The organism is Streptomyces sp. FXJ1.172 (assembly GCF_001636945.3).
In the GTDB taxonomy this organism is placed as follows: Bacteria; Actinomycetota; Actinomycetes; order Streptomycetales; family Streptomycetaceae; genus Streptomyces.
Map to the genome: position 1 here is coordinate 4,719,884 of NZ_CP119133.2, position 25,584 is coordinate 4,745,467.

A 25,584-nucleotide genomic window follows, 5' to 3' on the forward strand; every position below is an offset into this window, starting at 1 on the left:
CGGGTCCTGGCTCAGCGTGGCCGTGTCCGTGCGGGTGCCGCCGCCCTCGTGGCCGAAGGCACAGCCGTACCCGGCGCCGCCGTACGGATCCTCCCCGTACGCCGCGCCGCCTGTGTTCGTCCACTGCACGAGTCGCGTCCCCTGTCCTGGACCGCCGATGGCCGTCCGCATGAAGAGAGCGCGACGGGCCGGAACTGTTACGCCTCGCCCACAACTCACGCCTCGCACAGCCACTTCACCACCGCGTCTCCGCACTTGGCCGTCGTCTCGTAGAACGCCCTCAGTTCCTGGTGCGCCGCCGCGAACGCGCCCCACGTCTCCGGCTCCGCCGCCACGCCGCCGTAGCGCGGCAGCAGTCCGTCGCGGGCGAGGTCCCACAGCGCGTCGAAGTCGGCCGTCGTCAGGAAGCCGGCCACCCGGCGGGCCTGGGCCGCCGTCAGCACCAGCAGCGGCGGACCCGCCCGGCCGGTACGGAACACGGGCCGGCCGCCCAGCACCACGTGGGTCTGGGGCCGGTCCCCCGGGCCCTGCGGCAAAGCGCCGGCGTAGATGCGCTCCTGGTCCAGGCAACGCCTGTCGAGCACCTCCTCACGGTGCCGGCCGGCCTGCTGCCGGACGGACTCCACATCGCTGTCGAAAAGCCGTTCCAACCACGTCGCGCTGTTGCGCAGTGCCGGGGGCGGCACCGCTCGCAGGCGGAGGTACGCACTCATGCCAGAGCCAGCGCACGGGTGCGTCCAGGCATCACGCGCCCGGCGGCAGCGGGGGCCGGACCGGTCGCGCCGCGTCGTGCGCCCGGTCGGTCCGGCGGCGGGGCGCCAGGAGACCGGTCCAGCGGCCGAAGGCCAGGGGACCAGCGAGAACGTGAAGGGCGCCCGGTGCGTTGTGACATTTCCGTGACGGCGGACGCTGGTCATCATGAACCGTCGATGCGACCGCGACGCGGCGGGCGGCGAGGACTCGCAAGGAACCGGTGCGAACGAGGACGATCTTGGGCCAGGTACGGCAGCCCCGGCGCGTGCAGGCGCGTGACGGGGAACTGGGCGCGGCGGTCGCGCGGGCCCAGGACGGCGACGAGGCCGCCTTCGCGGTCGCCTACCGGATCGTCCAGCCGGGACTGCTCGGCTACCTGCGCGGCATCGTCGGCGACGACGCGGAGGACGTGGCGTCCGACGCCTGGCTGGAGATAGCCCGCGACTTCGGCCGCTTCAAGGGCGACGGCGCGGGCTTTCGCGGCTGGACCGCGACCATCGCCCGGCACCGGGCACTGGACCACCTGCGCCGTCAGCGCGTGCGGCCCCGGGCGGGAGGGACCGAACAGGACGTACTCGACCTGCCCGGTCCGCACAGCACCCATGAACAGGCACTGGAGTCCCTCTCCACCGAGCGGGCACTGGAGCTGGTCCGCGGGCTGCCCCGGGACCAGGCCGAGGCCGTTCTCCTGCGGGTCGTGGTCGGCCTGGACGGCCCCGCCGCCGCACGCGTCCTGGACAAGCGCCCGGGAGCGGTGCGCACGGCCGCCCACCGGGGCCTCAAACGCCTCGCCCGCCAGCTCGGCATCGGCGGCGAGGCGGACGAAGGAGTGACGGATGGCGGCTCCCGCACGCTGGGGCAGACGAGATGAACGACGACAGCGGTCCGGCGGACGGGGCACCGGCGCACGCCCCGCCGGACGAATCGAGCCTGTCGGACGAGAACGGAAGCGGATATGCGTGAACGGCTGAGCGGCGACGGAGTAGCGGGCCGTCAACATGCGCAGCCCGGCGGCGCCCTGTCCGGCCCCGGGGACGTGCGTGACACCGCCACGGTGGAAACGCTCCTGGCCGCCGCCGTACGCCGAGGCGATCTCGATCCCCGGGCCGAGCAGCGGGCCGTGGCCGCCTTCCGGGCCGCGCGCGCCACGGGCCCGCACCGGGCGCGCACCCGGCGCCGGGACGACTGGCGGGTGCCCGGGGAGCGGCGTGCCCGGCGCCCCCTGAAGATGACCTTCGGCGTGGCGTTCGCCAGCCTCGCCCTCGGCGGTGTCGCGGTCGCGGCCATCGGTTCCGTCGCCTCGTCCTCGCACGGCGCCGGTCACGGCCGGGGCAGCGCGCGGGCGTCGGCACTCGCTCCGGGCCGGCCGGGCGGCACGGCCTCGCCGGCGTCCGGCCGTGGCCCCCGGCCGACGGGCCGGCCGGCGTCCGCCAAGGACACCGAAGCCCACTGCCGCGCCTACGAGCACGTCCAGGGCCACGGCAAGGCACTCGACGCGACGGCGTGGCAGCGGCTCGTGGCGGCGGCCGGCGGCGAGTCCAAGGTCGCCGATTACTGCTCCGGACAGCTGAAGCGGGCGACGGCCGCGCCGAGCAGGCCGGCCGGCACGGGCAAGTCCGGCAAGTCCGGCAAGGGCGCCGCGGGCGCCGGCCACGGCGCGTCGGGCAAGGCCGGTTCCTCCGGCAACGGAGCTTCCGGCAACGGCACCGGCGGCACGGACAAGGCGGCCGGGAACGGCCGGGCGGGCGGCCAGGGCGGCGGGAAGCACAAGTAGCCCCCGCCGTTCCCCTGATCAGCTTCGGCTTCCCCGCAGCGGTGCTATCAAGGGTGTATGGAGGTATTTTCCGGGCGGCCTCGGAGCCCGGAACGTCATCCGCCTGCCGGACGCCCGCGCCGGCGCCGGACTCCCCTGCCGGACCGGCACAGCGTGGCCGGTCAGGTGTTCCTCGTGCAGGTCGCCATCGTGGTCCTGCTGGTCCTGGCCGCCGTCGCGGCCATGGTGGTCCAGACGGCGCGTGACGCGGTGCAGCGGGGGCGCCGTGAGTCGGTCGTCGCGGCCCAGTCGTTCGCCAGTGCGCCCGGCACGGCTGCGGCGCTGCAGAGCCGTGATCCGACGGCGGTGCTCCAGCCCCGGGCCGAACAGGCGCGCAAGCGCGCGGGCGTGGACTTCGTCGTCGTCACGAACACGCAGGGCATCCGGTACACGTACCCCTACCCGCAGGAGATCGGGAAGAAGTTCGTCGGCACCATCGCACCGGCGCTGCAGGGCCGTACCGTCGTCGAGCAGGCCGGTGGTCCGCCGCTGCCCGCGGGCAGGGGGACGGCCGTGCAGGCGGTGGTGCCGGTGACCGACTCGCACGGCAAGGTGGTCGGCCTGGTCTCCGCCGGCATCACGGTCAGGAACGTGGCGGGGCTGTGGATGCCGCAGCTGCCGATCATCCTGGGCAGCGGCGCGGCCGCGCTGGCACTGGCCATGACGGGGACGACACTGCTGTCCCGGCGGCTGCGCCGGCAGACGCACGGCCTGGCCCCGGCGGAGCTGGCGCAGCAGTACGAGCACCATGAGGCGGTCCTGCACGCGGTGCGGGAGGGAGTGCTGATCACCCGTGCCGACGGGCGGCTGCTGCTGGCCAACGACGAGGCGAGGCGGCTGCTCGGACTGCCGGCGGACGTGCGGGGGCGCCCGGTGCGGGAGCTGGGGCTGCCGGAGCCGATCACGCGTCTGCTGACGTCGCCGGGGGTGGTCACCGACGAAGTGCATCGAGCCGGGGACCGGTTGCTGGCGGTGAACAAGCGGCCGACCTACCCGGACGCCGACCGGGGCGGCTCCGTGGTGACCCTGCGCGACACCACGGAGCTGGCGACGGTCTCGGGGCGGGCCGAGGTCGCGCGGGAGCGGCTGAAGGTGCTGTACGAGGCCGGGGTGGGCATCGGCACGACGCTGGACGTGGGGCGTACGGCCCAGGAGCTGGCCGACGTGGCGGCGCCGCAGTTCGCCGACCTGGTGACGGTGGACCTGCTCGACGCGGTGCTGCGGGGATGGGAACCGACGGCGGAGGGCTGGCGGCATCTGCGCCGGGCGGCGATCGGCGGCGAACAGCGGATGGTGCCGGTGTATCCGCTGGGCGAAGTGATCGCGTTCTCGGCCCGCACCCCGCAGATGCGGACGCTGCAGGAGGGCCGGGCCCTGCTGGAGCCGGATCTGCGGCAGGCACACGGCTGGCGGGAACAGGATCCGGAGCGCGCCCGCAAGGCGCTGGAGAGCGGGTTGTGTTCGCTGGTGAGCGCGCCGCTGCGGGCACGCGACGTGCCGCTGGGCGTGGCGAACTTCTACCGGACGGCCGCCTCCCCGGCGTTCGGTCCGGAGGACCTCGTCTTCGCCGAGGAACTGGCCGCGCGGGCGGCGGTGGCCCTCGACAACGCCCGGAGGTTCACCCGGGAGCACGCGATGGCGGTGACACTGCAGCGCAGCCTGCTGCCGCGGTCGCAGCCGGAGCAGGACGCGCTGGAGGTGGCCTGGCGGTACCTGCCCGCGGAGGCGGGGGTGGGCGGGGACTGGTTCGACGTCATCCCGCTTCCCGGCGCTCGAGTGGCCCTGGTGATGGGTGACGTCGTCGGTCACGGGCTGCACGCGGCGGCGACGATGGGCCGGCTGCGCACCGCGGTGCACAACTTCTCCACCCTGGACCTGCCGGTGGACGAGGTGCTCGGGAACCTGGACGACCTGGTGGTCCGCATGGACGACGAGGAGAACGCCGACGATGCCGGGGCGGGCCACGAGGGGGAGGGGGTGACCGGAGCGACCTGTCTGTACGCGGTCTACGACCCGGTGGCGGGGCTCTGCACGATGGCCCGTGCGGGGCACCCGGAACCGGTGGTGGTGCGCCCGGACGGGACGGTCACCTGTCCTGGTGTGCCGGCTTCGGCGCCGCTGGGCCTGGGCGGCTACCCGTTCGAGACCGCCGAGCTGTCCCTGCCGGAGGGCTCACAGCTGGTGCTGTACACCGACGGCCTGGTGGAGGACCGCGCCCACGGCATCGACGCCGGGATGGCGAGGCTGCACCGGGCGCTGACCGGGTCCGGGGGCCGCAGTCCGGAGGAGACCTGCCAGGCGGTGATCGACACGCTGAAGCCGTCGCACTCCAGCGACGACATCGCGCTGCTGGCGGCGCGTACCCGGATGTTCCCGCCCTCCCGCATGGCCGAGTGGGACGTGCCCTCGGACCCGGCGGTGGTTCCCTCGGCCCGTGCGCGGTGCCGGAAGACGGTGCGGGAGTGGGGGTTGGAGGAGGCCGGATTCGCCACGGAACTGATCGTCAGCGAGCTGGTCACCAACGCGATCCGGTACGGCTCGCCGCCGGTCCGTGTGCGCCTGCTGCACGCACGCTCCCTGATCTGCGAGGTGTCGGACGGCAGCGGCACCTCGCCGCGCCTGCGGCGGGCCGCGACCACGGACGAAGGGGGACGGGGGCTGTTCCTGGTGGCGCAGTTCGCCCAGCGCTGGGGCACGCGGTACACGGCCCGCGGCAAGGTCATCTGGACGGAACAGCTCCTCGACGAGGGCACGTCCGCCGCCACGGGCCCCACACCGGTCGACTTCCTCCTCGACCAGTTCGACGATCCCGGCACCTGAGCCGGGCCGCCCGTTGACCTGAACGGCCCAGCCCTGCTCGCGTCCGCACGCCGATCACGGTGCGCTGGCAGACGGGGGTGGACTGACCGGACGGGAGGCACGGATGGCGGACGGCGAAGCACGCCCGGACGAGGGCGCCGCGGGGTCCGGGCGCTCCGAACTCGAGGAACTGCGCGCACGGGTGAGCGCGCTCGAGAGCGCGCGGGTCCGGTCCCCGCGCCACCGCGGCAGATCGCTGCTCGCCGCCGTCCTGATCACCCTCGGCTGTCTTCTCGCCCCGCTCGCGATCGTCGCGGCCTGGGCGGCCGACGAGGTCGCGGACACCGACCGCTATGTGGCCACGACGGCGCCCCTGGCCGCGAATCCCGCCGTCCAGGACGCCGTCGCCAACCGGGCGACCGACGCGCTCATGTCGCACCTGGACCTGTCCGCCCTGCTCTCCGACATCGCCCCCGCGGACCGGCCGCGCCTGGAGAAGGCGCTGGGGCGGCTCGGGAACTCCCTCGAAGGGGCCGTGCGCAGCTTCGTCCACGACAAGGCCCGCGCCGTCGCGGCCTCCGACGCGTTCCGGACGGTGTGGACCGACGCCAACCGGCGGGCGCACAGCGCCGTCGACAAGGCCCTGACCGGCAAGGGCGGCGGAGCGGTGCAACTGAGCAACGACACCGTCACCCTCGACCTCGCGCCCGTCATCGCGCACGTCAAGCAGCACCTGGTCGACGCCGGCATGAAGGTCGCCGGGCGGCTCCCCGACATCCACACCGACATCACCCTCGTCAGGTCCGACGAGATCGGCAGGGTCAGGACGTATGTGCGGCTGCTGCAGATCGCGGGCAACTGGCTGCCGGTGCTGGGCGTCGTCCTGATCGCCGCCGGCGTGCTGCTCTCCGTACGCAGGCGGCGGGCGCTGGTCGCGGGGTGTCTGGGCGCCGCCGTCGCCGCGGGGGTGCTCGGCATCGGGCTGCGCGTCTTCCGGGTGATCTATCTGGACGCCCTGCCGGCGTCCGTGTCCCAGGACGCGGCGGGCGCGGTGTACGACACGCTGACCCAATTCCTGCACATCATGGTGCGGATGGTCGTCGCCCTCGGCGTCGTCATCGCCCTCGCGGCCTGGCTCAGCGGCCCCGGCCCGCGCGCCGGGCTGGTACGACGTCTGTGGGCCACCGGCATCGGGGCCGTACGCGGCACGGCGGACCACGCCGGGCTGCGTACGGGTCCGGTCGGCCCCTTCGTGCGCCGCTACCGCACCTGGATCACCTGGACGCTGGTGGCCGTCGCGCTGGTGGTCTACCTGCTGTGGTCCTACCCGACCGGCTGGGTGGTCGTCGGTCTCGCCCTGTGCCTGCTGTTCCTGCTGGCCGTGCTGGAGTTCCTGGCGGCCGGAGGGGCCCCGGACGAGCCCCGGCCCCCGGCGACGACCGCGACACCCTCCTGACCGGCAGGCGCCGGCGCCTCGCGCGGCATCACCCGTTCGGTCCAGCGCCTGTGGCCGGATCACCGGCTCGGCCCGAGGGTCGAAGCAGCCGGGCAGAGGCCTCGAACGCCCTGCGCCACACCAGGAACGGAGTGTCACCATGACCGCACAGCCCCACTCCGGAACGTCCTCCGGCGGCAGCGGCCCGGGCCGCACCCCGAACAGCCCGTGGGCCACCGGCGGCGCCACCTTCGCCGGCGTGCTGATGCTGATGAACGGTGTCCTCGCCGTCTTCCAGGGCATCTCCGCCCTCGCCCGGGACGACATCTACGCCCGCGTCCACGACTACGTCTACAAGATCAACCTCACCGGCTGGGGCTGGATCCTCGTGGTCCTCGGTGTCATCGCCGCCTTCGCCGGCTGGGGCATCCTCTCCGGGGCCGCGTGGGCACGCCTGGTCGGCATCGCGCTGGCGTCCCTGAGCCTGCTGGCCCAGTTCCTGTTCCTGCCGTACGCGCCGCTGTGGTCGATGTTCATGATGGCCATCGACGTGTTCGTGATCTGGGCCCTGGCGGTCTACCAGCCCGAGGCCCCCACCCGGTGACACACGGGCGGCACGGGTCCGCACCGGCAGGAAACCCCGTGCGACGCCGGCCGCCCGCAGAAGTGCCCGCCCTCCAACCCGCCCACCGCCCCGGGAACTTCATGTTCCGGTCCGCCGCCGGTCCATGACCTGAATTTTGCCCGCCGAGCATGCAACCAATTGCACCGAATCCGGTGTCTGTCGGTGCTGAACACATGCGGTGGGAATGACCGGAGGGGACGGGGCGATGGGGCGGGCAAGGCGCGGTATCGGAATCGCACTGCTGGCGGGGGCCGTACTGGCGGGCGTCAGCGGGTGCGGTGGGCAGGCGACGGCATCGGACGCGAAGCCGTCGCCGAAGGCCACGGCCGGCAGCAGCGCGAGCGCGAAGCCGACTCCGACGCACCCTGCCGGGCCGCCGATGCTGCTGAACACGATCACCCCCAAGGACGGCACCACCGTCGGGGTGGCCATGCCGGTCTCGGTCGAGTTCAGCAAGCCGGTGGCCGCCTCGGCACGGGCCACGGTCGAGCGGCACCTGAAGGTGACCACCTCCACGCCGGTCACCGGTGCCTGGCACTGGTTCGGTGACACCCGGGTCGACTGGCGGCCGAAGGACTACTGGCCGGCGGGCACCAAGGTGACCGTCGACGCCGACCTCACGGACGTCGCCGACGGCAACGGCCGCTACGGCACCCGCAGTTACCGGCACACCTTCACCATCGGCGACGACTTCCGCGTCGCGGTGTCGGTACCGGGCCACACGATGAAGATCACCCGCGACGGGAAGCTGATACGCACCCTGCCCATCGACGCGGGCAGCCCCGTCTTCCCCTCCTGGGACGGCACCATGGCGGTGATGGACAAGCAGCGCTGGGTGCGGATGACGTCCTGCAGCGTCGGCATCAGCTGCGACAAGAACGACAAGGCCAACTACTACGACCTGACCCTGCCCTGGGACGTCCAGCTCACCGGCTCGGGCACCTACGTCCACTACTCCGACGCCGACCCCTACCCCGGCCACGCCAACGGCTCCCACGGCTGCGTCCACCTGTCGCTGGCCGACGCCGAGTGGTTCTACGACCACGTCGAACAGGGCGACCCCGTCACCATCAAGGGCTCCCCGCGCGGGGACACCGCCGCGGACAACGGCTATGCGGCCTTCACCCTCACCTGGTCCCAGTGGCTGGCAGGCAGCGCGACCGGACCACGGTGACGGGGAGTCCGGCGTCCGAGTCCTCCACCGGCGTCCGGGCCACGGCGCTCTGCGTCAGGGGTTCACCGGCCGGGCGGCGACCCCCTTCCCATACCATTGCCCCACAGAGGAAGAAGGGACCAAACCGGCAAAAGAGGCGGTCATGGCTGAGCGACCGGCCGATCCGAGCGGCACAGGCACCTCGGGTCCCAGGAAATCCAGCGCCGGAATTCACGGCATCACCGAGTCCGCGCGCTATTCCCTCTCGGAAATGGGGCCGAGGCGGAGCCTGCAGACCCTGCTGGCGGTGAACCAGGCCGACGGCTTCGACTGCCCGAGCTGCGCCTGGGGCGAGCCCGGCCCGGAGCACCGCAAGACCGCGGAGTTCTGCGAGAACGGCGTGAAGGCCGTCGCCTGGGAGGCGACCCGCAAGCGGGTCGACGCCACCTTCTTCGCCGAGCACTCCGTCGCCGGCCTGCGCGAGCGCGACGGTCACTGGCTGGAGTCACAGGGCCGCCTCGCCCAGCCGATGCACCTCGCCCCCGGCGCCACCCACTACACGCCCATCACCTGGGACGACGCCCTCGCCCTCGTCGCCGGCCGGCTGCGCCGCCTGCCCGATCCGAACCGCGCCGTCTTCTACACCAGCGGCCGCACCAGCAACGAGGCGGCCTTCCTCTACCAGCTGCTGGCCCGCCGGTACGGCACCAACAACCTGCCGGACTGCTCGAACATGTGCCACGAGTCCAGCGGCACGGCCCTGAGCGAGACGATCGGCGTCGGCAAGGGCCTGATCGCCTACGACGACATCACCGAGCACGCCGACCTGATCATCATCGCGGGGCAGAACCCCGGCACCAGCCACCCCCGTATGCTCACCGCGCTGGAACAGGCCAAGCGGCGCGGCGCCCGCATCATCGCCGCCAACCCGCTGCCCGAGGCCGGCTTCGGCCGCTTCCGCAACCCCCAGACCCCGCGCGGCCTCATCGGTCCGGGCACCCGGCTCGCCGACCGCTGCCTCCCGGTCCGCGTCAACGGCGACCTGGCCCTGTTCGCGGGACTCAACCGCGCCCTGATCGACGCCGAGGACGCGGCGCCGGGCTCCGTGCTCGACCACGACTTCATCGACCGGTACTGCGACGGCTTCGAGGAGGCGGCCGCCGCCTGGCGGGCCCTGGACTGGCCGCTGATCGAGACCCTCAGCGGCCTGTCCCGCCGGCACATCAGGGACTGCGCCGCCGACGTGCGCGCCGCCCGCAGCGTGATCGTGTGCTGGGCGATGGGGCTCACCCAGCACCGCAACTCGGTGGCCACCATCCGCGAGATCGTCGACTTCCTGCTGCTGCGCGGGAACATCGGCCGCCCCGGCGCGGGCCCCGCCCCGATCCGCGGGCACAGCAACGTCCAGGGCGACCGCACGATGGGCATCGGGGAGCAGATGCCGGACACCTTCCTCGACGCGCTCCGTGACGAATTCGGCTTCGACCCGCCGCGCGCCCCCGGTCTGGACACCGTCGACGCGATCCGGGCCATGCGCGACGGCAGGATCGACGTCTTCGTCGGCCTCGGCGGCAACTTCGCCGCCGCCGCACCCGACACGACAGTCACCGAGGCCGCACTGGCCCGGTGCGCCCTCACCGTCCACATCGCGACCAAACTGAACCGGTCCCACCTGTGCCACGGCACCGAGGCGCTGCTCCTGCCCTGCCTCGGCCGCACCGAGCGGGACCGGCAGGCGGGCGGCGAGCAGTTCGTCACCGTCGAGGACACGATGGCGATGGTGCACGCCTCACGCGGACGCATCCTGCCCGGCTCCCCGCACCTGCGCAGCGAGGTCGCCATCGTCGCCGACCTCGGCCGCGCGTTGTTCGGCGACGGCCTCGGCTGGCGGGCCATGCGCGACGACTACACCCTGATCCGCCGCCACATCGAGCATGTCGTCCCCGGATTCCACGCCTTCGAAGAGCGCATCCGCCGGCCCGGCGGCTTCATGCTCCCCCGCCCGCCGCGCGACTCCCGCACCTTCCCCACCGACACCGGCAAGGCCCACTTCACCGTCAACCCGCCCACCGCGGCCGAGGTCCCGCCCGGACACCTGCTGCTCACGACGGTCCGCTCGCACGACCAGTTCAACACCACCGTCTACGGCCTCGACGACCGCTACCGCGGCATCACCGGCGGCCGTCGGGTGGTCTTCCTCAACCGGGACGACCTGCGCGACCTCCATCTGCACGACGGCGACCTGGTCGACCTGGTCAGCGTCAACCCCGACGGCGAACGCCGCGCGGCCGGCTTCCGCGCCGTCCGCTACCCCACCCCTCGCGGCTGCGCCGCCGCCTACTACCCCGAGGCCAACACGCTGGCCGCACTCGACTCCACGGCCGAGGCCAGCAACACACCGGCCACGAAATCCATCGTCATCCGCGTCGAGCCCGCCGCCGCGGGACCCGGGCCGCGGCCGCACCCGTGACGTGCGCGGCGCTCACGGCGCCGGGTCGGTCCGCGGCCCGGGCGCCGCGTCCTGCCACACCGTGTGGAAGGCCAGCCGCAGGCAGGCCGCGAGGGCCGGGTGCTCGATGAAGAGGGTGGTGGTGGAGTCGGCGCCGGCCACTGGGTCGGGCATGTCGCACAGGACGAGGGAGGCGTCGGCGATGACGAGCTTCAGCGGCAGTTCGGCGGCGAAGCGGGCGTCCTCCCCCGCGGTGGCGAAGCGCCGTACGTGTTCCACCGTCTCGGGGTCGTCCAGGGCGTCGTCGAGGTAGATCGCCCGTACGGTGCCGCCCGCCCGGTGGAGCCGGCGGACCACCTCGATGCCCTCCGCGTTCTCGGCGGGGGCGACGAACGGCGGCTTGCAGAAGGTGAGAAGCTCGTGGCGGGCCTGCCGCTGGATGTCGGCGAAGCGCTCGGCGATCGCCTTCGGGTCCCGCAGGATCTCGATGTAGTCCAGCGGATCGGTGTGCTCCCGGCCCTGGGACCACAGCGGCTGCAGGACACCGGCCAGCCCCTGCGAGACCCGCTCCAGCCGGTCCATGGACTCCCGTTGGACGGCCATCAGCCGCGCGACGGCCAGCTCGGGGGTGACGGCGGAGTAGGTGGCCACCCGCCCGCGGTGGGCGGTGACCAGTTGCCGCCGTACGAGCGCGTCCAGCACGTCGTACACGCGCTGGCGCGGCACGTCGGCCTCCCGGGCCGCCTCGGCCGCCGTGTAGGAACCACGCCTGATGAGCGCCAGGTAGACCCGTGCCTCGTACCGGGGCAGGCCCAGCGACATCAGGTCGTTGATGGTTCCTTCTTCAAGCTCCATGGCTGCACAAGGTACCCGTCAAAGCTGAGGAGTTGAGGGCAAGGTTTTACCAACTGGCTCTGTTCTCTTCGGCAAATGGTCAATAACCTCTTGCCCAGCCACCACTGACCGGGGTGGCACGACCAACAGCATGCCCGGAAATCGGCTCCAGTCGGCCACCCCCAACGGAAAGCGCTTGTCATGCACTCGCCATACCGGCGGGTGCGGCACCCGGCAACGTCTTCCGGCCGCCGTCGCGGAGCCCACCCATCCCCCCACGGAGGGCAGTTCATTGCATTCGCATCGCAGAAGGAATCCGATACGCCGCGGCGCGCCCGCCCTGCTGTCCGCAGCGGCCCTGATCACCGGCGGCCTGGCCGTCGCCTCGCAGTCGGCAGCCTTCGCGACCACGACCACCACCACGTCCGCCACGGCCTCCACCGCCGCCTCCACCGCCACGGTGCCCACCCACCGGCTCTGCTCGGAGCCGAGCAAGCCCGGCTACATGGCGTGCGAGGCGGTCGTGCGCACCGACCTGAAGGCGCAGAAGTCGCTCACCCGGCACGACACCCCCAAGGGCTTCGGACCGGCCGACCTGCAGGCCGCCTACAACCTTCCCAAGGACGGCGGCAAGGGCGCCACCGTCGCGATCGTCGACGCGAACGACGACCCGAACGCCGAGAAGGACCTGGCGGCCTACCGCTCCCAGTACGGCCTGCCGGAGTGCAGCACCAGCAACGGCTGCTTCAAGAAGCTCGACCAGGACGGCGGCTCCAACTACCCGGCGCCCGACGCGGGTTGGGCCGGTGAGATCTCCCTCGACGTCGACATGGTCAGCGCCGCCTGCCCGCAGTGCCACATCATGCTCGTCGAGGCCAAGTCCGCCAACATGGACGACCTCGGCGCGGCCGTGAACCAGGCCGTCAAGCAGGGCGCCAAGTACGTCTCCAACAGCTACGGCGGCGGCGAGGACGCCAGCAGCGCGTCCGCGGACGAGAAGTACTTCAAGCACCCCGGCGTCGCCATCACCGTCAGCTCCGGCGACAGCGGCTACGGCGTCGAGTACCCGGCCTCCTCGCAGTACGTGACGGCCGTCGGCGGCACCTCGCTGAAGAAGGACAGCAGCACCCGCGGCTGGTCCGAGTCCGTCTGGGGCACCTCCGCCGGCGGTGACGGGGCGGGCTCCGGCTGCTCGCAGAGCGAGGCCAAGCCGTCCTGGCAGAAGGACACCGGCTGCGGCAAGCGCGCCGTCGCCGACGTCGCGGCCGTCGCCGACCCGGCCACCGGTCTCGCCGTCTACGACACCTACCAGGCCAGCGGCTGGAACGTGTACGGCGGCACCAGCGCCTCCTCGCCGTTCATCGCCGGTGTCTACGCCCTCGCCGGCGCCCCGGGCAGCGGTGACACCCCGGCCGCGTACCCCTACGCCCACCCGGACAAGCTGAACGACGTCACCAGCGGCTCCAACGGCTCCTGCGGCAACTACCTGTGCCAGGCGGGCAAGGGCTACGACGGCCCGACGGGCCTCGGCACCCCGAACGGCGTCTCGGCGTTCACCAAGTAACACAAGTAACACACGAGAGCTGGACATCAGCGAGAAGGGCCCGGCACACCACGTGCCGGGCCCTTCCCATGCGTTCGGCTCACTTCACTAGGCCGTCTGGCGCGGATTCGGCTTCAGCACCGCGAAGACCGCCTGCGCCGGGTCGGTCAGCCAGGCGATGCGGCCGACGTCGGGGACGTCCGACGGCGCCATCAGGACCGTGCCGCCGTTGTTCCCGGCCGCGGTGGCGGTCGCGTCCGTGTCCTCCACGGCGAAGTACGGCACCCAGCGGGGCTCCTGGCCCTCCTGGAGCGGGGCCACGCCGCCGAAGGAGCCCTCCTGCTGGTCGCCCTCGGCGATGCTCAGCACCCGGTACGTCATGCCCGGCGCCGTCATCTCGGCACAGCGCCAGCCGAACAGCCGGCGGTAGAAGCCGACGGCCGCCTCCGGGTCGCCGGTGTGCAGTTCCACCCACACCAGCGAGTCGTCCTGCGACGTGCGCTGCAGGCCCTGGCCGGAGCGGAGCACGGCGAACTGCGCGCCCTGGGGGTCGGTGAACTGGGCCATGGAGGCCTCGCCCATGGTCATGGGCTCGACGCGCACCGTGCCGCCGGCCGAGGTGACGGTGCCGGCCGCGGCCTGGACGTCGTCGGCGCGGAAGTACGTCATCCAGGCGGGCCGCGCGCCCTGCTCGGTGAGCCGGCCGGCGGCGGCCACGGTCGCGCCGTCCTTCTGGAAGTAGCCGTAGCCGCCCGCGTCGGGGCCGGCGGAGGTGAACCGCCAGCCGAAGACGGCCTCGTAGAAGGGGGCGGTCCGGTCGATGTCGGGACTGCCGAGGTCGAGCCAGACGGGTGAGCCGGTGCGGAAGTCTGTGCCGAGCATGGGTTTCCTCCTGCCGATCCGGTGCGGAGCCGCCCGCCACTATGCCGAGGCGGGGAGCCGGACGGGGCGGGACACGGCTGGGCACCCGGCGGGTGGCATATGCCATCGGCGGAGAATCTGCGCAGGAGTGCCACAGGGACTGCACACAGCCTTTCGAAAGGCTCGTTAGCGTGACTGGTCGCTCGATCTCCCCCATGAGCGTGACCAGGCCGTGGTCCCGGTGACCGACGGCGCAGTCAACCCAGGAAGACCGCAGATGGACTACTGCTCCTCGTGCCGTAGGCACCTCAATGGCGCCCTGGTCTGCCCCGGGTGCGGCGCCTACGCCCCGGACATAGCCCCGCCCGGCACCGACGGGCACGCCACCACGACGGCCCGTTCCGCGCACCTGCCGGCCGCCGTTCCCCCCGCCGGCGCGGACACCTGGTTCGACGACACGCCGCGCACCGGCACGGCCGGGCACGACACCGAGGCCGCCCTCGCCGCCCCGGCGGAGTACGGCACCGCGGCGGCCGGTGCCGCGGACGTCACGGACGCGCCGCGGGCCCCGCAGGGGCGGGCGGCCCGGCGGCGGCAGCTGGCGCGCTGGAAGAAGAGCCAGCGCCGGGCCGTGGTCGCGACCGCCGTCGCGCTCGTCGGGGGCGGTCTGACCCTCGCCTCCCTGGACCGCGGCTCCGGCGACCGCGCCCAGGCGGCCACCGCGCCGGACAACCGCAGCATGGGCCTCGGCGAGGAGCAGCCGGCCTCCCCCGACGCCCCGGCCACGCCGGCCCCGTCGGCCACGCCCCGCCACGCGTCCACCGCACCCGGCACGTCCACGGCCCGCACGCCGGCCGGCCACGTCGCCGCCAACGCCCCGCGGCAGCAGTCCCTCACCGCCACGCCCCGGACCGCGGCACCGGCCGCCCGTCCGGACAGCATCCCCACGACACCGCGCCCGACGGGGTCGGCGGCCACCTCCACGCCGGCCCGCTCGGCCCCGTCGACCTCCACGTCCGCCTCCGGCACGGGCACGACGGCGAACCCGGCCTCCGGCACGGGCACCGGCGGCGGGACCGGGACCAGCGGCTCCACCGGCTCCGGCCAGTCCTCGTCGTCGTCCTCGTCGTCGTCCTCGTCGCCGTCGTCCTCGTCGTCGTCCAACCAGCTCTGCCTGGTCCTGGTCTGCCTCGGCTGAACCGGCCTCCGCGAAAGCGCCGCATTCCCCCTTGATCGGCCAACTTCCCGCTGACATCGTCTGGTTGGTACAGGAAGTCACGAGACACGGGGGAATGACATGATCGTTGTGACCGGAGCGACAGGAACCGTCGGAGCCCAGGTCGTCGGCGGCCTGCGGGCGCGCGGGGAGAAGGTGCGGGCGCTGGTGCGGACCGGCTCGGTGGTGCCGGACGCCTGGGACGCGGACGTCGAGCTGGTGGCCGCCGACTTCACGGATCCGGCGTCGCTGGACCTGGCACTGGCCGGGGCCGACGCGGTGTACCTGCTCGTGGCGGTCCATCCGGAGATGGCCGCCCACGAGGGGAACGTGATCGACGCGGCCGTACGCACCGGCCGCCGGCCGCACGTCGTGCTGCACGCCGCCGCCGGGGTCGCGGAGCACGGCGAGGACGTACGGTTCCTCGCCGCGCACACCGCCGGGTTCGGGCAGCTCGGCGCGTCCGGGCTGCCGTGGACGGTGCTGGCGCCGAACGGCTTCTTCCAGAACTTCCTCGGCATGGCCGCCGCGCTGCGCGCCGGCCGGCTGTCCCTGCCGGGCGGCACGGGCGCGGTGTCGTACGTCGACACGCGTGACGTCGCCGAGGCCGCCGTGGCGGTGCTGACCGGCGGGGGACACGAGAACGCCGTCTACACGCTGACCGGCCCGGCCGCCCTGACCCACGCCCAGATCGCCGAGGCGCTCGGCGAGGTGGCCGGGCACCCGGTGACGTACCAGGCGCTGGACCCCGAGGCGGCGCTCGCCGGGATGCTCGCGGCCGGGTGGGAGCCCTGGCGGGCGGAGGGGATGGTCGAGCTGTACGGGCTCTACGCGGCCGGCGGTGCCGCCGCCGTCACGAGCGACGTGGAGAAGCTGACCGGGCATCCGGCCCGGCCGTTCGCCGCCTTCGCCGCCGAGCACGCGGCCGTACTGCGCGGCGAGACGGAACGCTGACCCCTTGCCGGTACGGCACTTCCGCCGGCCGCGCTCACCGCGTGCGGCGGCCACGGCACCACCGAGCACCACCAGGACTGCCGCAAGGTGCCCCCGCACCTGAGTACGACAGCGGATGTGCCGTGGCCCGGCAGGCGGCCACGATGCCGAGGTGACCTCTGCCTCCTCGCCCGGCACGGACCGCGGCCCGGTCGTCGCCCTGCTGGTGCTGACCGCGTTCCTGCTGCTGCCCCTGCTGTACGGGCTGTACTACGTCAGCCAGGACACGCTCGCCTGCTTCTCCCGGCCGGCCGGCTGCCGGGGGAACCGGGCGGCCGTGACGTCGGTGGTGCACGCGGGCCTGGCGCTCGTCGGCGGGCCGGCCTGCGGCGCGGCGGTGCTCGGCCTCACCGGCGCACTGCTGCGGCGCCGGGCCGGGCTGTGGGCGGCGGCCGGCGCGGTCCTGGGCACCCTGGTGATGTGGGCCGTCACCCTCCACGCACTGGCCGAAGGGTTCCAGCACTCGGACATCGACTTCTGACCGCGCGGCCGCCGGCGTACCGGGTCAGCGGTCCCCGGTGCCGCCGCGGGCGCGGGTGATGGCCGACTCCACCGCCGCCACCCGGTCCGCCAGCAGCCCCAGGGCCGCCACCGCGCGGGTCACGGGGTCGTCGTCGGGGCCGCCGAGGGTGCGGGCGCGGACATGGGCCGTCTTCACCTCGGCCCAGCGCGCGGCCCCGGCCTCGTCGAGGGTGCCGCGCAGTTCGGCCAGCTTCAGCAGGCCGGCCTCGGCCCCCGTGGTGAGGGTCTGGGCCTCGGCGGTGTAGTGGTCCTGGACGACGGCCTCGCGCTCGGCGTCGTTCATGACCGGGCGCAGCCGCTGGGCGATCTTGTTCATGTCGCGGTAGGAGCCCTGGAGGCGGAAGGGGGGCTCGGTGCGGGCCTCCGGCGACTGGGCGGCGGAGGCGATGTAGGCCGCGTTGACCTTCATCACCGTCTCCCGGACGGCGATCGCGTGGGCCAGCACGGCGACGACCCGGTCGAGTTCGGCGGCCGGGAGCGGATGGGTCAGGCGGTCGCTGTGCGCCGTCGGGTCGGCGGCGGCCAGCCGGACCAGCAGGTCCAGGTCGGCGCGGTCGCGGGCGGCGAGCGGGGCGAGGACCGGATTGGCGGTGAGGGCGTTCTCGAGGAAGCTGAGCGCGAAGACGTCCTCCTTGCCGGTGAGGACGTCGCCGAGATTGTGCACGTCGGCCCGGCTGGCGAGCATGTCGGGGATGCGGAAGCGCTCCCCGGACTCGGTGTAGGGGTTGCCGGCCATGCACACCGCGAACCGCTTGCCGCGCAGGTCGTAGGTGCGCGGCTCGCCGTCCCGCACGCCGTCCATCCGGCGCGTCGCGTCGCACAGCGGAATGAACTTCTGCAGCAGCTCGGGCGAGGTGTGCTGGATGTCGTCCAGGTACAGGAGCGTGTTGTTGCCCGCCGCCAGCGCGAAGTTGATCTTCTCGATCTCGTGCCGGGCGGTGGCGTTGGGCGCGTCGGCCGGGTCCAGCGAGGTGACGCCGTGGCCGAGCGCCGGGCCGCTGACCTTGACCAGCATCAGGCCGAGCCGGTCGGCGACGTACTCCATGAGCGTCGTCTTGCCGTAGCCGGGCGGGGAGATCAGCAGGAGCAGCCCGCCGGTGTCGGTGCGCTTGGACGCGCCGGTGGTGCCCAGCTGGCGGGCCAGGCTGTCGCCGACCAGCGGCAGGTACACCTCGTCCACCAGCCGGTTGCGGACGAACGCCGACATCACCCGGGGGCGGTGGTCGTCCAGCCGGAGCCGGTCGCGTTCGGCGGCCATCAGGGCCGTGCGGCGACGCTGGTAGGCGCGGAAGGCGGGCACGTCCTTGGCCGCGAACAGGCAGGTGCGTGACAGGAACTCGTCCAGCCGCAGGGCCAGCCGGCCACCGGTCACCCGGGGGTGCGTGCCGAGCAGCCCCTCCGCCGTCGCGGTGAGCGGGGCGTCGCCGTCGTAGCGGGCGAGGCCGGGGCACAGCTCGGCGGCCACCGCCTCGGCCAGTTCGCCGGGGGCGGCCTCGGTGCCGGTGGCGGCGGCGTACGCGCCGAGCCAGGCCCCGGCCACCTGCCGGCGCGCGGCGAGCGAGGCGAGGCCCTGCAGGTCGTCGCCGTAACTCCCGCCCGCGTGCCGGAACTTCTCCAGCAGGGTGCGCGCCACGGCCCCGAGCACGAAGCCCTCGGGGCCGCAGGTCAGCTCCTCGAAGAGGTACGCGGCGGCCGGGCCGCCCGGCGCCGAGGGGTCCCACTCCCCGATCGCGGCGGCCAGCTCCCGCTCCAGCTCGCCGACGGCGGGTACGGCACCGAAGGCGTCCCGGGCGCGGGCCAGCGACACCGCCCGCCGGGTCCAGTCGGCGCGGGCCTCCTCCGTCGTGCCGTACGCCCAGAACAGCTGGGCGGCGGCGCGGGCGGCGGGCTCGTGGCGCAGGGTCCCGGCGCCCTCGTACAGCGGCAGCAGGGCCTGGAGCAGCACCGTCGCGTCGTGGTCGTGGACGCCGCGCTCGTAGCCCTCGTCGTACGACTCCTGCGCCGCCCGGCGCACCAGGTCCGGCAGGTCGTCGGCGGCGGCCAGGGCGGCGGGGCCGTGCTCGGCGAGCAGGCGGGCCGCCAGGTGCTCGGCGCGGTACACCTCGGGCGACTCGGACGGCAGCCGGCGCTCCCAGTAGGGGCGGTACGCCGCGAAGCCGGGGTCGGTGACCGGGGAGCGGTAGTCCGTCCCGGTCACCGCGAAGGCGAGGGCGTCGCCGTGCGGGACGAGGGTGAGGTCGAGCGGCTGGGTGTTGACGGCGAAGCGGTGACCGCCGAGCAGCAGGGTGCGGCCGTCGTCGGCGTACAGGTCGGTGCGGTCGCGCAGGGCGCGGACGGCCTCCTGGCGGGCGGACTTCAGGCGCCCGTCGAGTTCCTCGGCGCGCACGCTGTCGCCGAGGGCGCGCAGTTCGCCCGCGGTGCGGCGGACCTTGGCGACCAGCGGGTCGGAGGCGAAGTAGGTGGTGACCTCGTCGGTGTCCGCGAGCGTGGCCGCCCGGCGGCCGATCGTCTCCAGCATGCGCCCGGCCGAGAGCGCGAGCTGTTCGGCGCGGCGGGCACGGGCGTCGGCGAGGGACTGCTTGCGGGCGGCGAAGGCCTCGTAGATCTCGGTGCGCCGGTCGGCGAGTTCGGCGAGGAAGTCGTCGAACTCGGCGAACCTGCCGTCCAGGTCCTCCAGCCGGCCGAGGACGGAGGCGAGTTGGTCGTCGCACTCCTCGGGGGTGCCGGAGACGGCGAGCGCGGCGGTGACGGCCTGGGCGAGCAGGGCGGTCTCGGCGGCGAACTCGGCGCGCCCCTCGTGGTCCTGGAGGCCGCGGCGGCGGGCGTCCAGCGTCGCGCGGGCCCGGTTGACGCCGGCCAGCACGTCGGCGATCCGCTCCAGGACGGCCGTACGGACGGTGGCGTCGGCGATGTCGAGGCCGGTGACGACCTCGGTGACCGTGCGCAGCCCGTCGGCGAGGTCGTCCAGCCGGGCGGCGACGGGCACGGCACCGGCCGCCGTCTCGATCGCCCCCGCCTCGGCGGCCAGCCGCTCGACCTCCGCCCGCTGCCCGCTGAAGGCGTCCTCGCGGGCCAGGAACGAGACGGCGCGCCGCCCGAACGCGGCCAGCTCGGCCTCGGCGCCCGCGGCCACCTCCTCGAGCCGGGCGGCATCGACGTACCGCAGCTCCTTCAGCGTCAGCACGTGGCCGTGCGCGCGCCGCAGTTCGGTCAGTCCGCGCACCCAGGCGGCGGCCTCGCGGGGGGCCTCGCCGCGCAGCCGGCGCACGACGGCGGTGATCCGTTCGGCGGCCTCCTCCAGCGCCTCGGCCGCCTGCCGGGTCAGCTCCCGTACGGTCTCGAACTCGGCCAGCACCTGCCCCGCGGCGACCCGGACCTCGCCCAACGGGCCCGCCAGATCGCCCAGTTCGGGTTCAGCGAGCCAATGGTGGGTGTCGGCGGCACGCACACAGGCGGCGGCCAGCGTCCGGTACCCCTCGCCGCTCTCGATGCCGTCGGCGACCAGCCGGGCGACGGACAGGCAGTCGGCGAGCCCGCGCACGAGGTCGGCGTTGCCGACCCGGGCGAGCGCGCCGGTGCCGGTGCGCAGGGCGGCCGCGTGGGTGTCGGAGACGTACGGCGAGGTCCACCACTGGAGCGGATGGGTGTGCGCGGGCTCGTCGCCGCCCTCGCGCAGCACGGCGAGCGCGCCGTCCTCGAACAGCGCCCAGCCCCGGCACGGCAGCGGGGTCGCCACCTCCTTGCGCAGGGTGTTGTACGACAGCAGCAGCGTGCGGCCCGCGGTGCGGGAGCGGAACGCGTACAGCACGTCCTCGCCGTTCGGCGCGCGCAGCTCCCGCTCGAACTCCAGCCCCCGCACGTCGAGTTCGTACGTCTTGTGGCCGCCGCCGGCCAGGCAGTAGCCGCCCGGGAAGACGATGCCCTGCTCCTCGGGCAGCAGCCGGCAGGCCTGCCCGATGCCGTCGAGCCGGACCACCGTACGGGCCAGGGTGTCGAAGACCAGGTGGCGGTCGGTGTCCTCCTTGTACGGCCGGATCCGCAGCAGTACCAGCGGGCCGGTCCGGGCGTGCGCGACGGCCGCGTCGGCGAGCGACTGCAGCGGCTCCTGCACCGGCTCGGTGTACAGCGTCTCCCCGTCCGGGGTGCGCACGGTCAGCGAACCGCCGACGGTCGTCACGCCCAGCCCGGCGGGCACGGCCACATACGGGTCCCGGCCAAGGACGTGGTCCTCGCGGGTGGTCTCGGTCCAGGTGACCTCCTGGCCGGGGGGGAAGACGTCGTCGCGGTCGCCGCGCGCGTCCAGGAACGCCACCCGGCCGTCGTCGGCGACGCTCCAGCGCAGCACGCGCACGTCGTCGGCCTTCTCGCCGGTGCGGAACACCGCGAGCAGCCGGCCGTCGGCCCGGCGCAGCCGCAGCAGGCGGGCCTGCCGGTAGTAGCGGTGCAGGGCGGTGAACTCCCGGACGAACGCCGGGTCGTCGAGCAGGCCGGGCACGGCGTCCTCGGGCAGCCGCGCGCCGTCGCGGCCGTACAGCGCGAGGGCGTCCGTGGCTTGGCCGGTCACACCGAGGAGGAGCGCGTCCCCTACGGCCACGATGTCGCCCGGCCTGCACGCATGCTCGGTGTGGAGGCGGGCGGTGCGCGCGAGGTCCAGCCGCGCCGAGCCGAACTCCTCGGCCCGGCGCGCGTTGAGGTCCTCGGCCCGCCGGGCGAGCTCGGCGGCATGCCCGGCGAGCCGGTCGCGCAGCACCTCGTAGGTACCGGCATCGGCGCTTGCCTGCGGCGCGCTTGCCTGCGGCGCCTCAGCGGTGGCCATTGCGTGTGCTTCCCTTCGTGGGCTGTGCGGCTACGAGCTCGGGACTGCGGGTCGTATGCCGGGTACGGGTGCATGGTGGGCTGATCGCGCAGTTCCCCGCGCCCCTTCGGGGCGCCGGTAGCAGCGCCAGCCCCCCGCCCGGCCTCAGTTCAGCGCACCGCTCCCGTTCAGGGCGGTCACGGGTGTGTCCGCAAGGCCCAGTTCGCTCGCGCGGTCGAGGAGCTTCTGGAGCTGGCCCGCCTCCGGGCCGCCGCCCTTGATCTGCTTCATCAGCAGCGCCGACACCGTCAGGTTCCGCACGTCCGCCGTGCCGACGGTGCCGAGGATCCTGCCCAGGTCCTCCGTGAAGCTGCCCGTGCCGTCCAGCCAGGGGCGGGCGAGGGCCTGTGCGGTGCGGGAGTTCTCGACGAAGCCGTCCACGCCCTTGCCGAGCGAGACGGAGGACACCAGCCGGTCGAAGAAGACGGACTCCCCGCCGACGATGTCGATGTCGGCGTTCTCCAGCCCGGTCGCGAGGACCGTCGCCTGCGCCTCGGCCACGTGCCGCTGGGTCTCCAGTCCGGCCAGCCGGATCTCCTTCTCCGCCTGGAGACGGAGCCGGTACTCCTCGTGTCCGCGCGAGGCGTCGTCGAGGGCGGCCATCGCGGCGGCCTTCACGGTGAGACCCTCGGCCTCGGCCTTCAGCTTCTCGCCGATGGCGGTGGCTTCCGCGAGCGCCTTCGCCCTGGCGCCCTCCGCCTCGGCCTTCAGCCGCGCCTCGGTGGCCTCCGCCGCCGCCCGCGCACCCTCGGCCTCCGCGAGACCCTTGGCCCGTACGCCCTCGGCCTCGGCGAGCCCCCTGGCCTTGGCACCCTCCGCCTCGGCCTTCAGCCGGGCCGTGGTGGCCTCCGCCGCCGCCCGCGCACCCTCGGCTTCCGCGAGCCCCTTGGCCCGCGTGCCCTCGGCCTCGGCGAGGGCCTTGGCCTGGGTGCCCTCGGCCTCCGCGCGCAGCCGGGCCTCGGTGGCCTCCGCCTCCGCGCGCCCCGCCTTGACGGTGACCTCGGCCTCCTTGTCGCGGACCTGTATGGCGGCCAGCCCCTCGGCGGCGGCCTCGGCCTGGACGCCCTCGGCGAGCCGCAGCTTGGCGCGGGCGTCGAGGTCGGCGGTCTTCAACCGGGCCTCGGCGAGGGTGAGTTCCTCGGCGGCGCGGTGCGTGGCGGCCTGCTCGGCGGCCTCGGCGGCCTTGATGTCCTTGACCAGCTTCTCCTGCGCCTCCGCCTCGGCGGCGATGACGAGGGCCTGCCGCTCGCGCTCGGCCTCCTCGACCACGCGGAGCTTCTTGATGGACTCCTCCTGCTCGGCGACCGTACGGTCCACCGCGACCCGCTCCCGGATGACCTCGGCGATGTCCCGCTTCTCCGCCTCGACCTCCTTCTCGGCCGAGATCCGGGTCAGCTGGGTCTCCCGCTCCCGGGCGATGACCTCGAGCAGGCGGTCCTTCTCGATGCGCTCGTTCTCGACGGCGATGACCCGCTCGCGGTTCTTCGCGGCGACGGCGATCTCGCGGGCCTGGTTCTCGCGCTGCACGCCGAGCTGCTCCTCGGTGCGCAGGAAGGCTCCCTGCGCGCGCAGCCGCTCCTCCTCCACCACGCGGGCGGTCTCGGCCTCCTCGCGGGCCCGGGAGGTCTCGATCTCCCGCTTCTTCTTGATCTCGGCGTCCGCCTGCCGGCGCTCCAGCTCCAGGATGGCCTCCCGGGCGTCGACGTCCTGGCGGGTGATCTCCATCTGCTCGCTGCGCTTGGCCTCGTTGGTGCGCACGTGCTCGACGGCCGTCAGCTCGGTGATCTTGCGGATGCCCTGGGCGTCGAGGACGTTGGCCGGGTCGAGCTGGGTGAGCGGGGTCTGCTCCAGGTAGTCGATCGCCGCGTCCTCGAGGTGGTAGCCGTTGAGGTCGATGCCGATCAACTCGATGATGTGGTACCGCAGTTCCTCGCGCTTGGTGTAGAGGTCGGTGAAGTCCATCTGCTTGCCGACGGTCTTCAGGGCCTCGGAGAACTTCGCGTGGAACAGCTCCTGCAGCGTGTCCTGGTGGCTGGCGCGCTCGGTGCCCACGGTCTGGGCGACCTTGATGACGTCCGGGACGGTCTTGTTGACCTTCACGAAGAACAGGATCCGGATGTCGGCGCGGATGTTGTCCCGGCAGATCAGCCCGTCCCGCCCCGAGCGGCTGATCTCGATGGTCTTCACCGAGATGTCCATGACCTCGGCCTTGTGCAGGATCGGCAGGACGACCTGGCCGGTGAAGGACACGTCCACCCGGCGGGTCTTCGACACGATCAGGGCCTGGCTCTGGTCCACCTTGCGGTAGAGCCGGGAGAAGGAGAGCAGCGCGAGCAGCACCACGACGAGACAGACGGCGACCAGCACGCCGAGGACTTCCATGACACACGTCCTTGCGTCAGACGAATGAATACGGAAGCCCCCCGTGGCCGTGGGTGCCGGGCACCTGCGTCTGCAGATGCCCGGCACCCGTGACCCCCCGTAGTGCTCCCCGCGGAAGATGGTGCGAGAAGGGCGCACACCAGCGCATTGCCGGTTTCCGGCAGTGTTGACTAGGGTCTGGATGCCGGATCGGCGCCAAGAAAACGTCACCGGCGCGTCAAGATCCACGGGGGACGGGGGCGGGGGAGGCGTGCGCGAGCACCAGGGGATACCCGAGCACTATCTGGACGGCTTCTCCCACACCCTCGCCGAGGTCGCGGCGAGCGGCCGCCGGCTGACCCGGGAGGAGCTGAAGACCCGCCGCACCCTGGGCGAACAGGCCGCCGAGGCCGGGCACGGCCTGCGCGCCCTGATCGTCGCCCACCTCGCCGCCACCCGCGCCGCCTGGCCGGCCGGCCCCGGCTCGACCGAGAGCACCCTGGCCACCCTGGCCGCCCTGGAGCAGGCCGTCGACGCGTTCGCCGAGGGCTACGAGCGCGCCCAGCGGCTCACCGTACGCCGGGAGGAGGCGGCCCGCAGGGAGTTCATCGACGACCTGCTCTACGGCCGCAGCGACCTGGGCCGGCTCGTCGAGCGCGCCGAACGCTTCGGCCTGCGCCTGTCCCGCGCGCACGCGGTCGCCGTCGCCGAGGGCACGACCGCGTACGCCGAGGGCGGCCCGGTCGCCCGGCAGACGGAGGCCGCCGTCCTGTCCCGCTTCGACTCCCACAACATCCTGATCACCACCAAGAACGGCCGGCTGCTGTGCATCGCGCCCGGTGACGAGGACGAGGTCCTCACCCACTTCGCCCGGCAGGCGCACGCGGCCGCGGAGGGCTGCCGGGTGGCCATCGGCCGCCCGCAGCACGGACCGGGCGGGGTGGTGCAGTCGTACGAAGAGGCCCTCGCCGCGCTGGAGATGGCGGTCCGGCTGAACCTGGCCGATCCGGTGCTGCACGCCGCGGACCTGCTCGTCTACCCGGTGCTCACCCGGGACCGGCAGGCGATGGCCGACCTGGTCTCGCACACCCTGGGCCCGCTGACCGAGGCCCGCGGCGGAGCCGGCCCGCTGCTTCAGACGCTGACGGCGTACTTCGACTCCGGCTGCGTGGCCGCGGAGGCCGCCCGCCGCCTGTCCCTGAGCGTCCGCGCCCTCACCTACCGCCTGGAGCGCATCCACCAGCTCACCGGCGCCGATCCGGCCGCCCCGGCGCACCGTTACATGCTCCAGACGGCCGTCATCGGAGCCCGGCTGCTGGACTGGCCGAACCGCCCGCTCTGACCCGGCTGACGGTCCGCCACCAGGCGCGCG

At 73.7% G+C, this 25,584-nt stretch carries 18 protein-coding genes; 12 read left to right on the forward strand and 6 right to left on the reverse strand.

Features of this window, described 5'->3' with window-relative positions:
* Window positions 1–215: 215 nt before the first annotated feature.
* Complete coding sequence (locus tag A6P39_RS21010; protein ID WP_067057178.1) at window positions 216–713, reverse strand: DUF1877 family protein; 498 nt, start codon at window positions 711–713, stop codon at window positions 216–218.
* 278 nt (window positions 714–991) lie between these two features.
* Here A6P39_RS21010 and A6P39_RS21015 point away from each other — a divergent pair, with 278 nt between their 5' ends.
* The 5 genes from A6P39_RS21015 to A6P39_RS21035 all read left to right on the forward strand — a co-directional run bounded on the left by A6P39_RS21015 (window position 992) and on the right by A6P39_RS21035 (window position 7,404).
* The gene (locus tag A6P39_RS21015; RefSeq protein ID WP_067057175.1) at window positions 992–1,624 is read left to right on the forward strand and encodes an RNA polymerase sigma factor; all 633 of its coding nucleotides are present in this window, start codon (window positions 992–994) and stop codon (window positions 1,622–1,624) included.
* 84 nt (window positions 1,625–1,708) lie between these two features.
* Window positions 1,709–2,527, forward strand: a complete 819-nt coding sequence (locus tag A6P39_RS21020) for a hypothetical protein (RefSeq protein WP_067057172.1) — start codon at window positions 1,709–1,711, stop codon at window positions 2,525–2,527.
* A 57-nt stretch (window positions 2,528–2,584) separates the two neighbouring features.
* Window positions 2,585–5,386, forward strand: a complete 2,802-nt coding sequence (locus tag A6P39_RS21025) for a SpoIIE family protein phosphatase/ATP-binding protein (RefSeq protein WP_067057169.1) — start codon at window positions 2,585–2,587, stop codon at window positions 5,384–5,386.
* Window positions 5,387–5,489: 103 nt separating this feature from the next.
* Window positions 5,490–6,821 (forward strand): hypothetical protein, encoded by a 1,332-nt coding sequence (locus A6P39_RS21030; RefSeq protein ID WP_067057166.1) that lies wholly within the window; start codon window positions 5,490–5,492, stop codon window positions 6,819–6,821.
* A 139-nt stretch (window positions 6,822–6,960) separates the two neighbouring features.
* Window positions 6,961–7,404, forward strand: coding sequence for a DUF7144 family membrane protein (locus A6P39_RS21035; protein ID WP_067057163.1), 444 nt, complete (start codon window positions 6,961–6,963; stop codon window positions 7,402–7,404).
* Between the two features lie 99 nt (window positions 7,405–7,503).
* Here A6P39_RS21035 and A6P39_RS21040 read toward each other — a convergent pair whose 3' ends face one another.
* Window positions 7,504–7,818, reverse strand: coding sequence for a hypothetical protein (locus A6P39_RS21040; protein ID WP_331454142.1), 315 nt, complete (start codon window positions 7,816–7,818; stop codon window positions 7,504–7,506).
* Here A6P39_RS21040 and A6P39_RS21045 point away from each other — a divergent pair.
* Together A6P39_RS21045 and A6P39_RS21050 are read left to right on the forward strand one after the other, a co-directional pair.
* Entirely contained in the window at window positions 7,805–8,599 is a 795-nt protein-coding gene (locus A6P39_RS21045) for a L,D-transpeptidase (RefSeq protein WP_331454143.1), read from the forward strand. The genes A6P39_RS21040 and A6P39_RS21045 overlap by 14 nt on opposite strands.
* 142 nt (window positions 8,600–8,741) lie before the next feature.
* Entirely contained in the window at window positions 8,742–11,048 is a 2,307-nt protein-coding gene (locus A6P39_RS21050; RefSeq protein ID WP_067057157.1) for an FdhF/YdeP family oxidoreductase, read from the forward strand.
* A 12-nt stretch (window positions 11,049–11,060) separates the two neighbouring features.
* Here A6P39_RS21050 and A6P39_RS21055 read toward each other — a convergent pair whose 3' ends face one another.
* Window positions 11,061–11,882 (reverse strand): TrmB family transcriptional regulator, encoded by an 822-nt coding sequence (locus tag A6P39_RS21055; RefSeq protein WP_067057154.1) that lies wholly within the window; start codon window positions 11,880–11,882, stop codon window positions 11,061–11,063.
* 271 nt (window positions 11,883–12,153) lie between these two features.
* Between A6P39_RS21055 and A6P39_RS21060 the strand changes: the two genes are divergently transcribed.
* Entirely contained in the window at window positions 12,154–13,425 is a 1,272-nt protein-coding gene (locus tag A6P39_RS21060; RefSeq protein WP_067057150.1) for a S53 family peptidase, read from the forward strand.
* Window positions 13,426–13,512: 87 nt separating this feature from the next.
* On the opposite strand, the gene A6P39_RS21065 is transcribed toward A6P39_RS21060, so the two are convergent.
* Complete coding sequence (locus A6P39_RS21065) at window positions 13,513–14,286, reverse strand: VOC family protein (protein ID WP_067057147.1); 774 nt, start codon at window positions 14,284–14,286, stop codon at window positions 13,513–13,515.
* A gap of 256 nt (window positions 14,287–14,542) precedes the next feature.
* On the opposite strand from A6P39_RS21065, the gene A6P39_RS21070 reads away from it, so the two are divergent.
* The 3 genes from A6P39_RS21070 to A6P39_RS21080 all read left to right on the forward strand — a co-directional run bounded on the left by A6P39_RS21070 (window position 14,543) and on the right by A6P39_RS21080 (window position 16,955).
* Window positions 14,543–15,463 carry an SCO2400 family protein gene (locus A6P39_RS21070; protein WP_067057144.1) on the forward strand — a complete coding sequence of 307 codons (921 nt, stop codon included), beginning with the start codon at window positions 14,543–14,545 and terminating at the stop codon, window positions 15,461–15,463.
* A 99-nt stretch (window positions 15,464–15,562) separates the two neighbouring features.
* Complete coding sequence (locus tag A6P39_RS21075) at window positions 15,563–16,435, forward strand: NmrA family NAD(P)-binding protein (RefSeq protein WP_067057141.1); 873 nt, start codon at window positions 15,563–15,565, stop codon at window positions 16,433–16,435.
* Window positions 16,436–16,586: 151 nt separating this feature from the next.
* Entirely contained in the window at window positions 16,587–16,955 is a 369-nt protein-coding gene (locus A6P39_RS21080) for a hypothetical protein (RefSeq protein WP_159396221.1), read from the forward strand.
* Window positions 16,956–16,979: 24 nt separating this feature from the next.
* Here the strand turns inward: A6P39_RS21080 and A6P39_RS21085 are convergent, their stop codons facing one another.
* Together A6P39_RS21085 and A6P39_RS21090 are read right to left on the reverse strand one after the other, a co-directional pair.
* Entirely contained in the window at window positions 16,980–21,812 is a 4,833-nt protein-coding gene (locus A6P39_RS21085) for a DNA repair ATPase (protein ID WP_067057134.1), read from the reverse strand.
* 144 nt (window positions 21,813–21,956) lie between these two features.
* Window positions 21,957–24,233, reverse strand: a complete 2,277-nt coding sequence (locus A6P39_RS21090) for a hypothetical protein (RefSeq protein WP_067057131.1) — start codon at window positions 24,231–24,233, stop codon at window positions 21,957–21,959.
* Between the two features lie 250 nt (window positions 24,234–24,483).
* Between A6P39_RS21090 and A6P39_RS21095 the strand changes: the two genes are divergently transcribed.
* Window positions 24,484–25,554, forward strand: coding sequence for a PucR family transcriptional regulator (locus A6P39_RS21095; RefSeq protein WP_067057129.1), 1,071 nt, complete (start codon window positions 24,484–24,486; stop codon window positions 25,552–25,554).
* Window positions 25,555–25,584 lie beyond the last annotated feature (30 nt).

What these genes read in the sequence shown, in the direction of transcription:
- A6P39_RS21010 (WP_067057178.1), bottom strand. Translation starts at nt 713, where the DNA reads ATGAGTGCGTACCTCCGCCTGCGAGCGGTGCCGCCCCCGGCACTGCGC.
- A6P39_RS21020 (WP_067057172.1), top strand. Translation starts at nt 1,709, where the DNA reads ATGCGTGAACGGCTGAGCGGCGACGGAGTAGCGGGCCGTCAACATGCG.
- A6P39_RS21025 (WP_067057169.1), top strand. Translation starts at nt 2,585, where the DNA reads ATGGAGGTATTTTCCGGGCGGCCTCGGAGCCCGGAACGTCATCCGCCT.
- A6P39_RS21030 (WP_067057166.1), top strand. Translation starts at nt 5,490, where the DNA reads ATGGCGGACGGCGAAGCACGCCCGGACGAGGGCGCCGCGGGGTCCGGG.
- A6P39_RS21035 (WP_067057163.1), top strand. Translation starts at nt 6,961, where the DNA reads ATGACCGCACAGCCCCACTCCGGAACGTCCTCCGGCGGCAGCGGCCCG.
- A6P39_RS21045 (WP_331454143.1), top strand. Translation starts at nt 7,805, where the DNA reads ATGCTGCTGAACACGATCACCCCCAAGGACGGCACCACCGTCGGGGTG.
- A6P39_RS21050 (WP_067057157.1), top strand. Translation starts at nt 8,742, where the DNA reads ATGGCTGAGCGACCGGCCGATCCGAGCGGCACAGGCACCTCGGGTCCC.
- A6P39_RS21055 (WP_067057154.1), bottom strand. Translation starts at nt 11,882, where the DNA reads ATGGAGCTTGAAGAAGGAACCATCAACGACCTGATGTCGCTGGGCCTG.
- A6P39_RS21065 (WP_067057147.1), bottom strand. Translation starts at nt 14,286, where the DNA reads ATGCTCGGCACAGACTTCCGCACCGGCTCACCCGTCTGGCTCGACCTC.
- A6P39_RS21070 (WP_067057144.1), top strand. Translation starts at nt 14,543, where the DNA reads ATGGACTACTGCTCCTCGTGCCGTAGGCACCTCAATGGCGCCCTGGTC.
- A6P39_RS21075 (WP_067057141.1), top strand. Translation starts at nt 15,563, where the DNA reads ATGATCGTTGTGACCGGAGCGACAGGAACCGTCGGAGCCCAGGTCGTC.
- A6P39_RS21085 (WP_067057134.1), bottom strand. Translation starts at nt 21,812, where the DNA reads ATGGCCACCGCTGAGGCGCCGCAGGCAAGCGCGCCGCAGGCAAGCGCC.
- A6P39_RS21090 (WP_067057131.1), bottom strand. Translation starts at nt 24,233, where the DNA reads ATGGAAGTCCTCGGCGTGCTGGTCGCCGTCTGTCTCGTCGTGGTGCTG.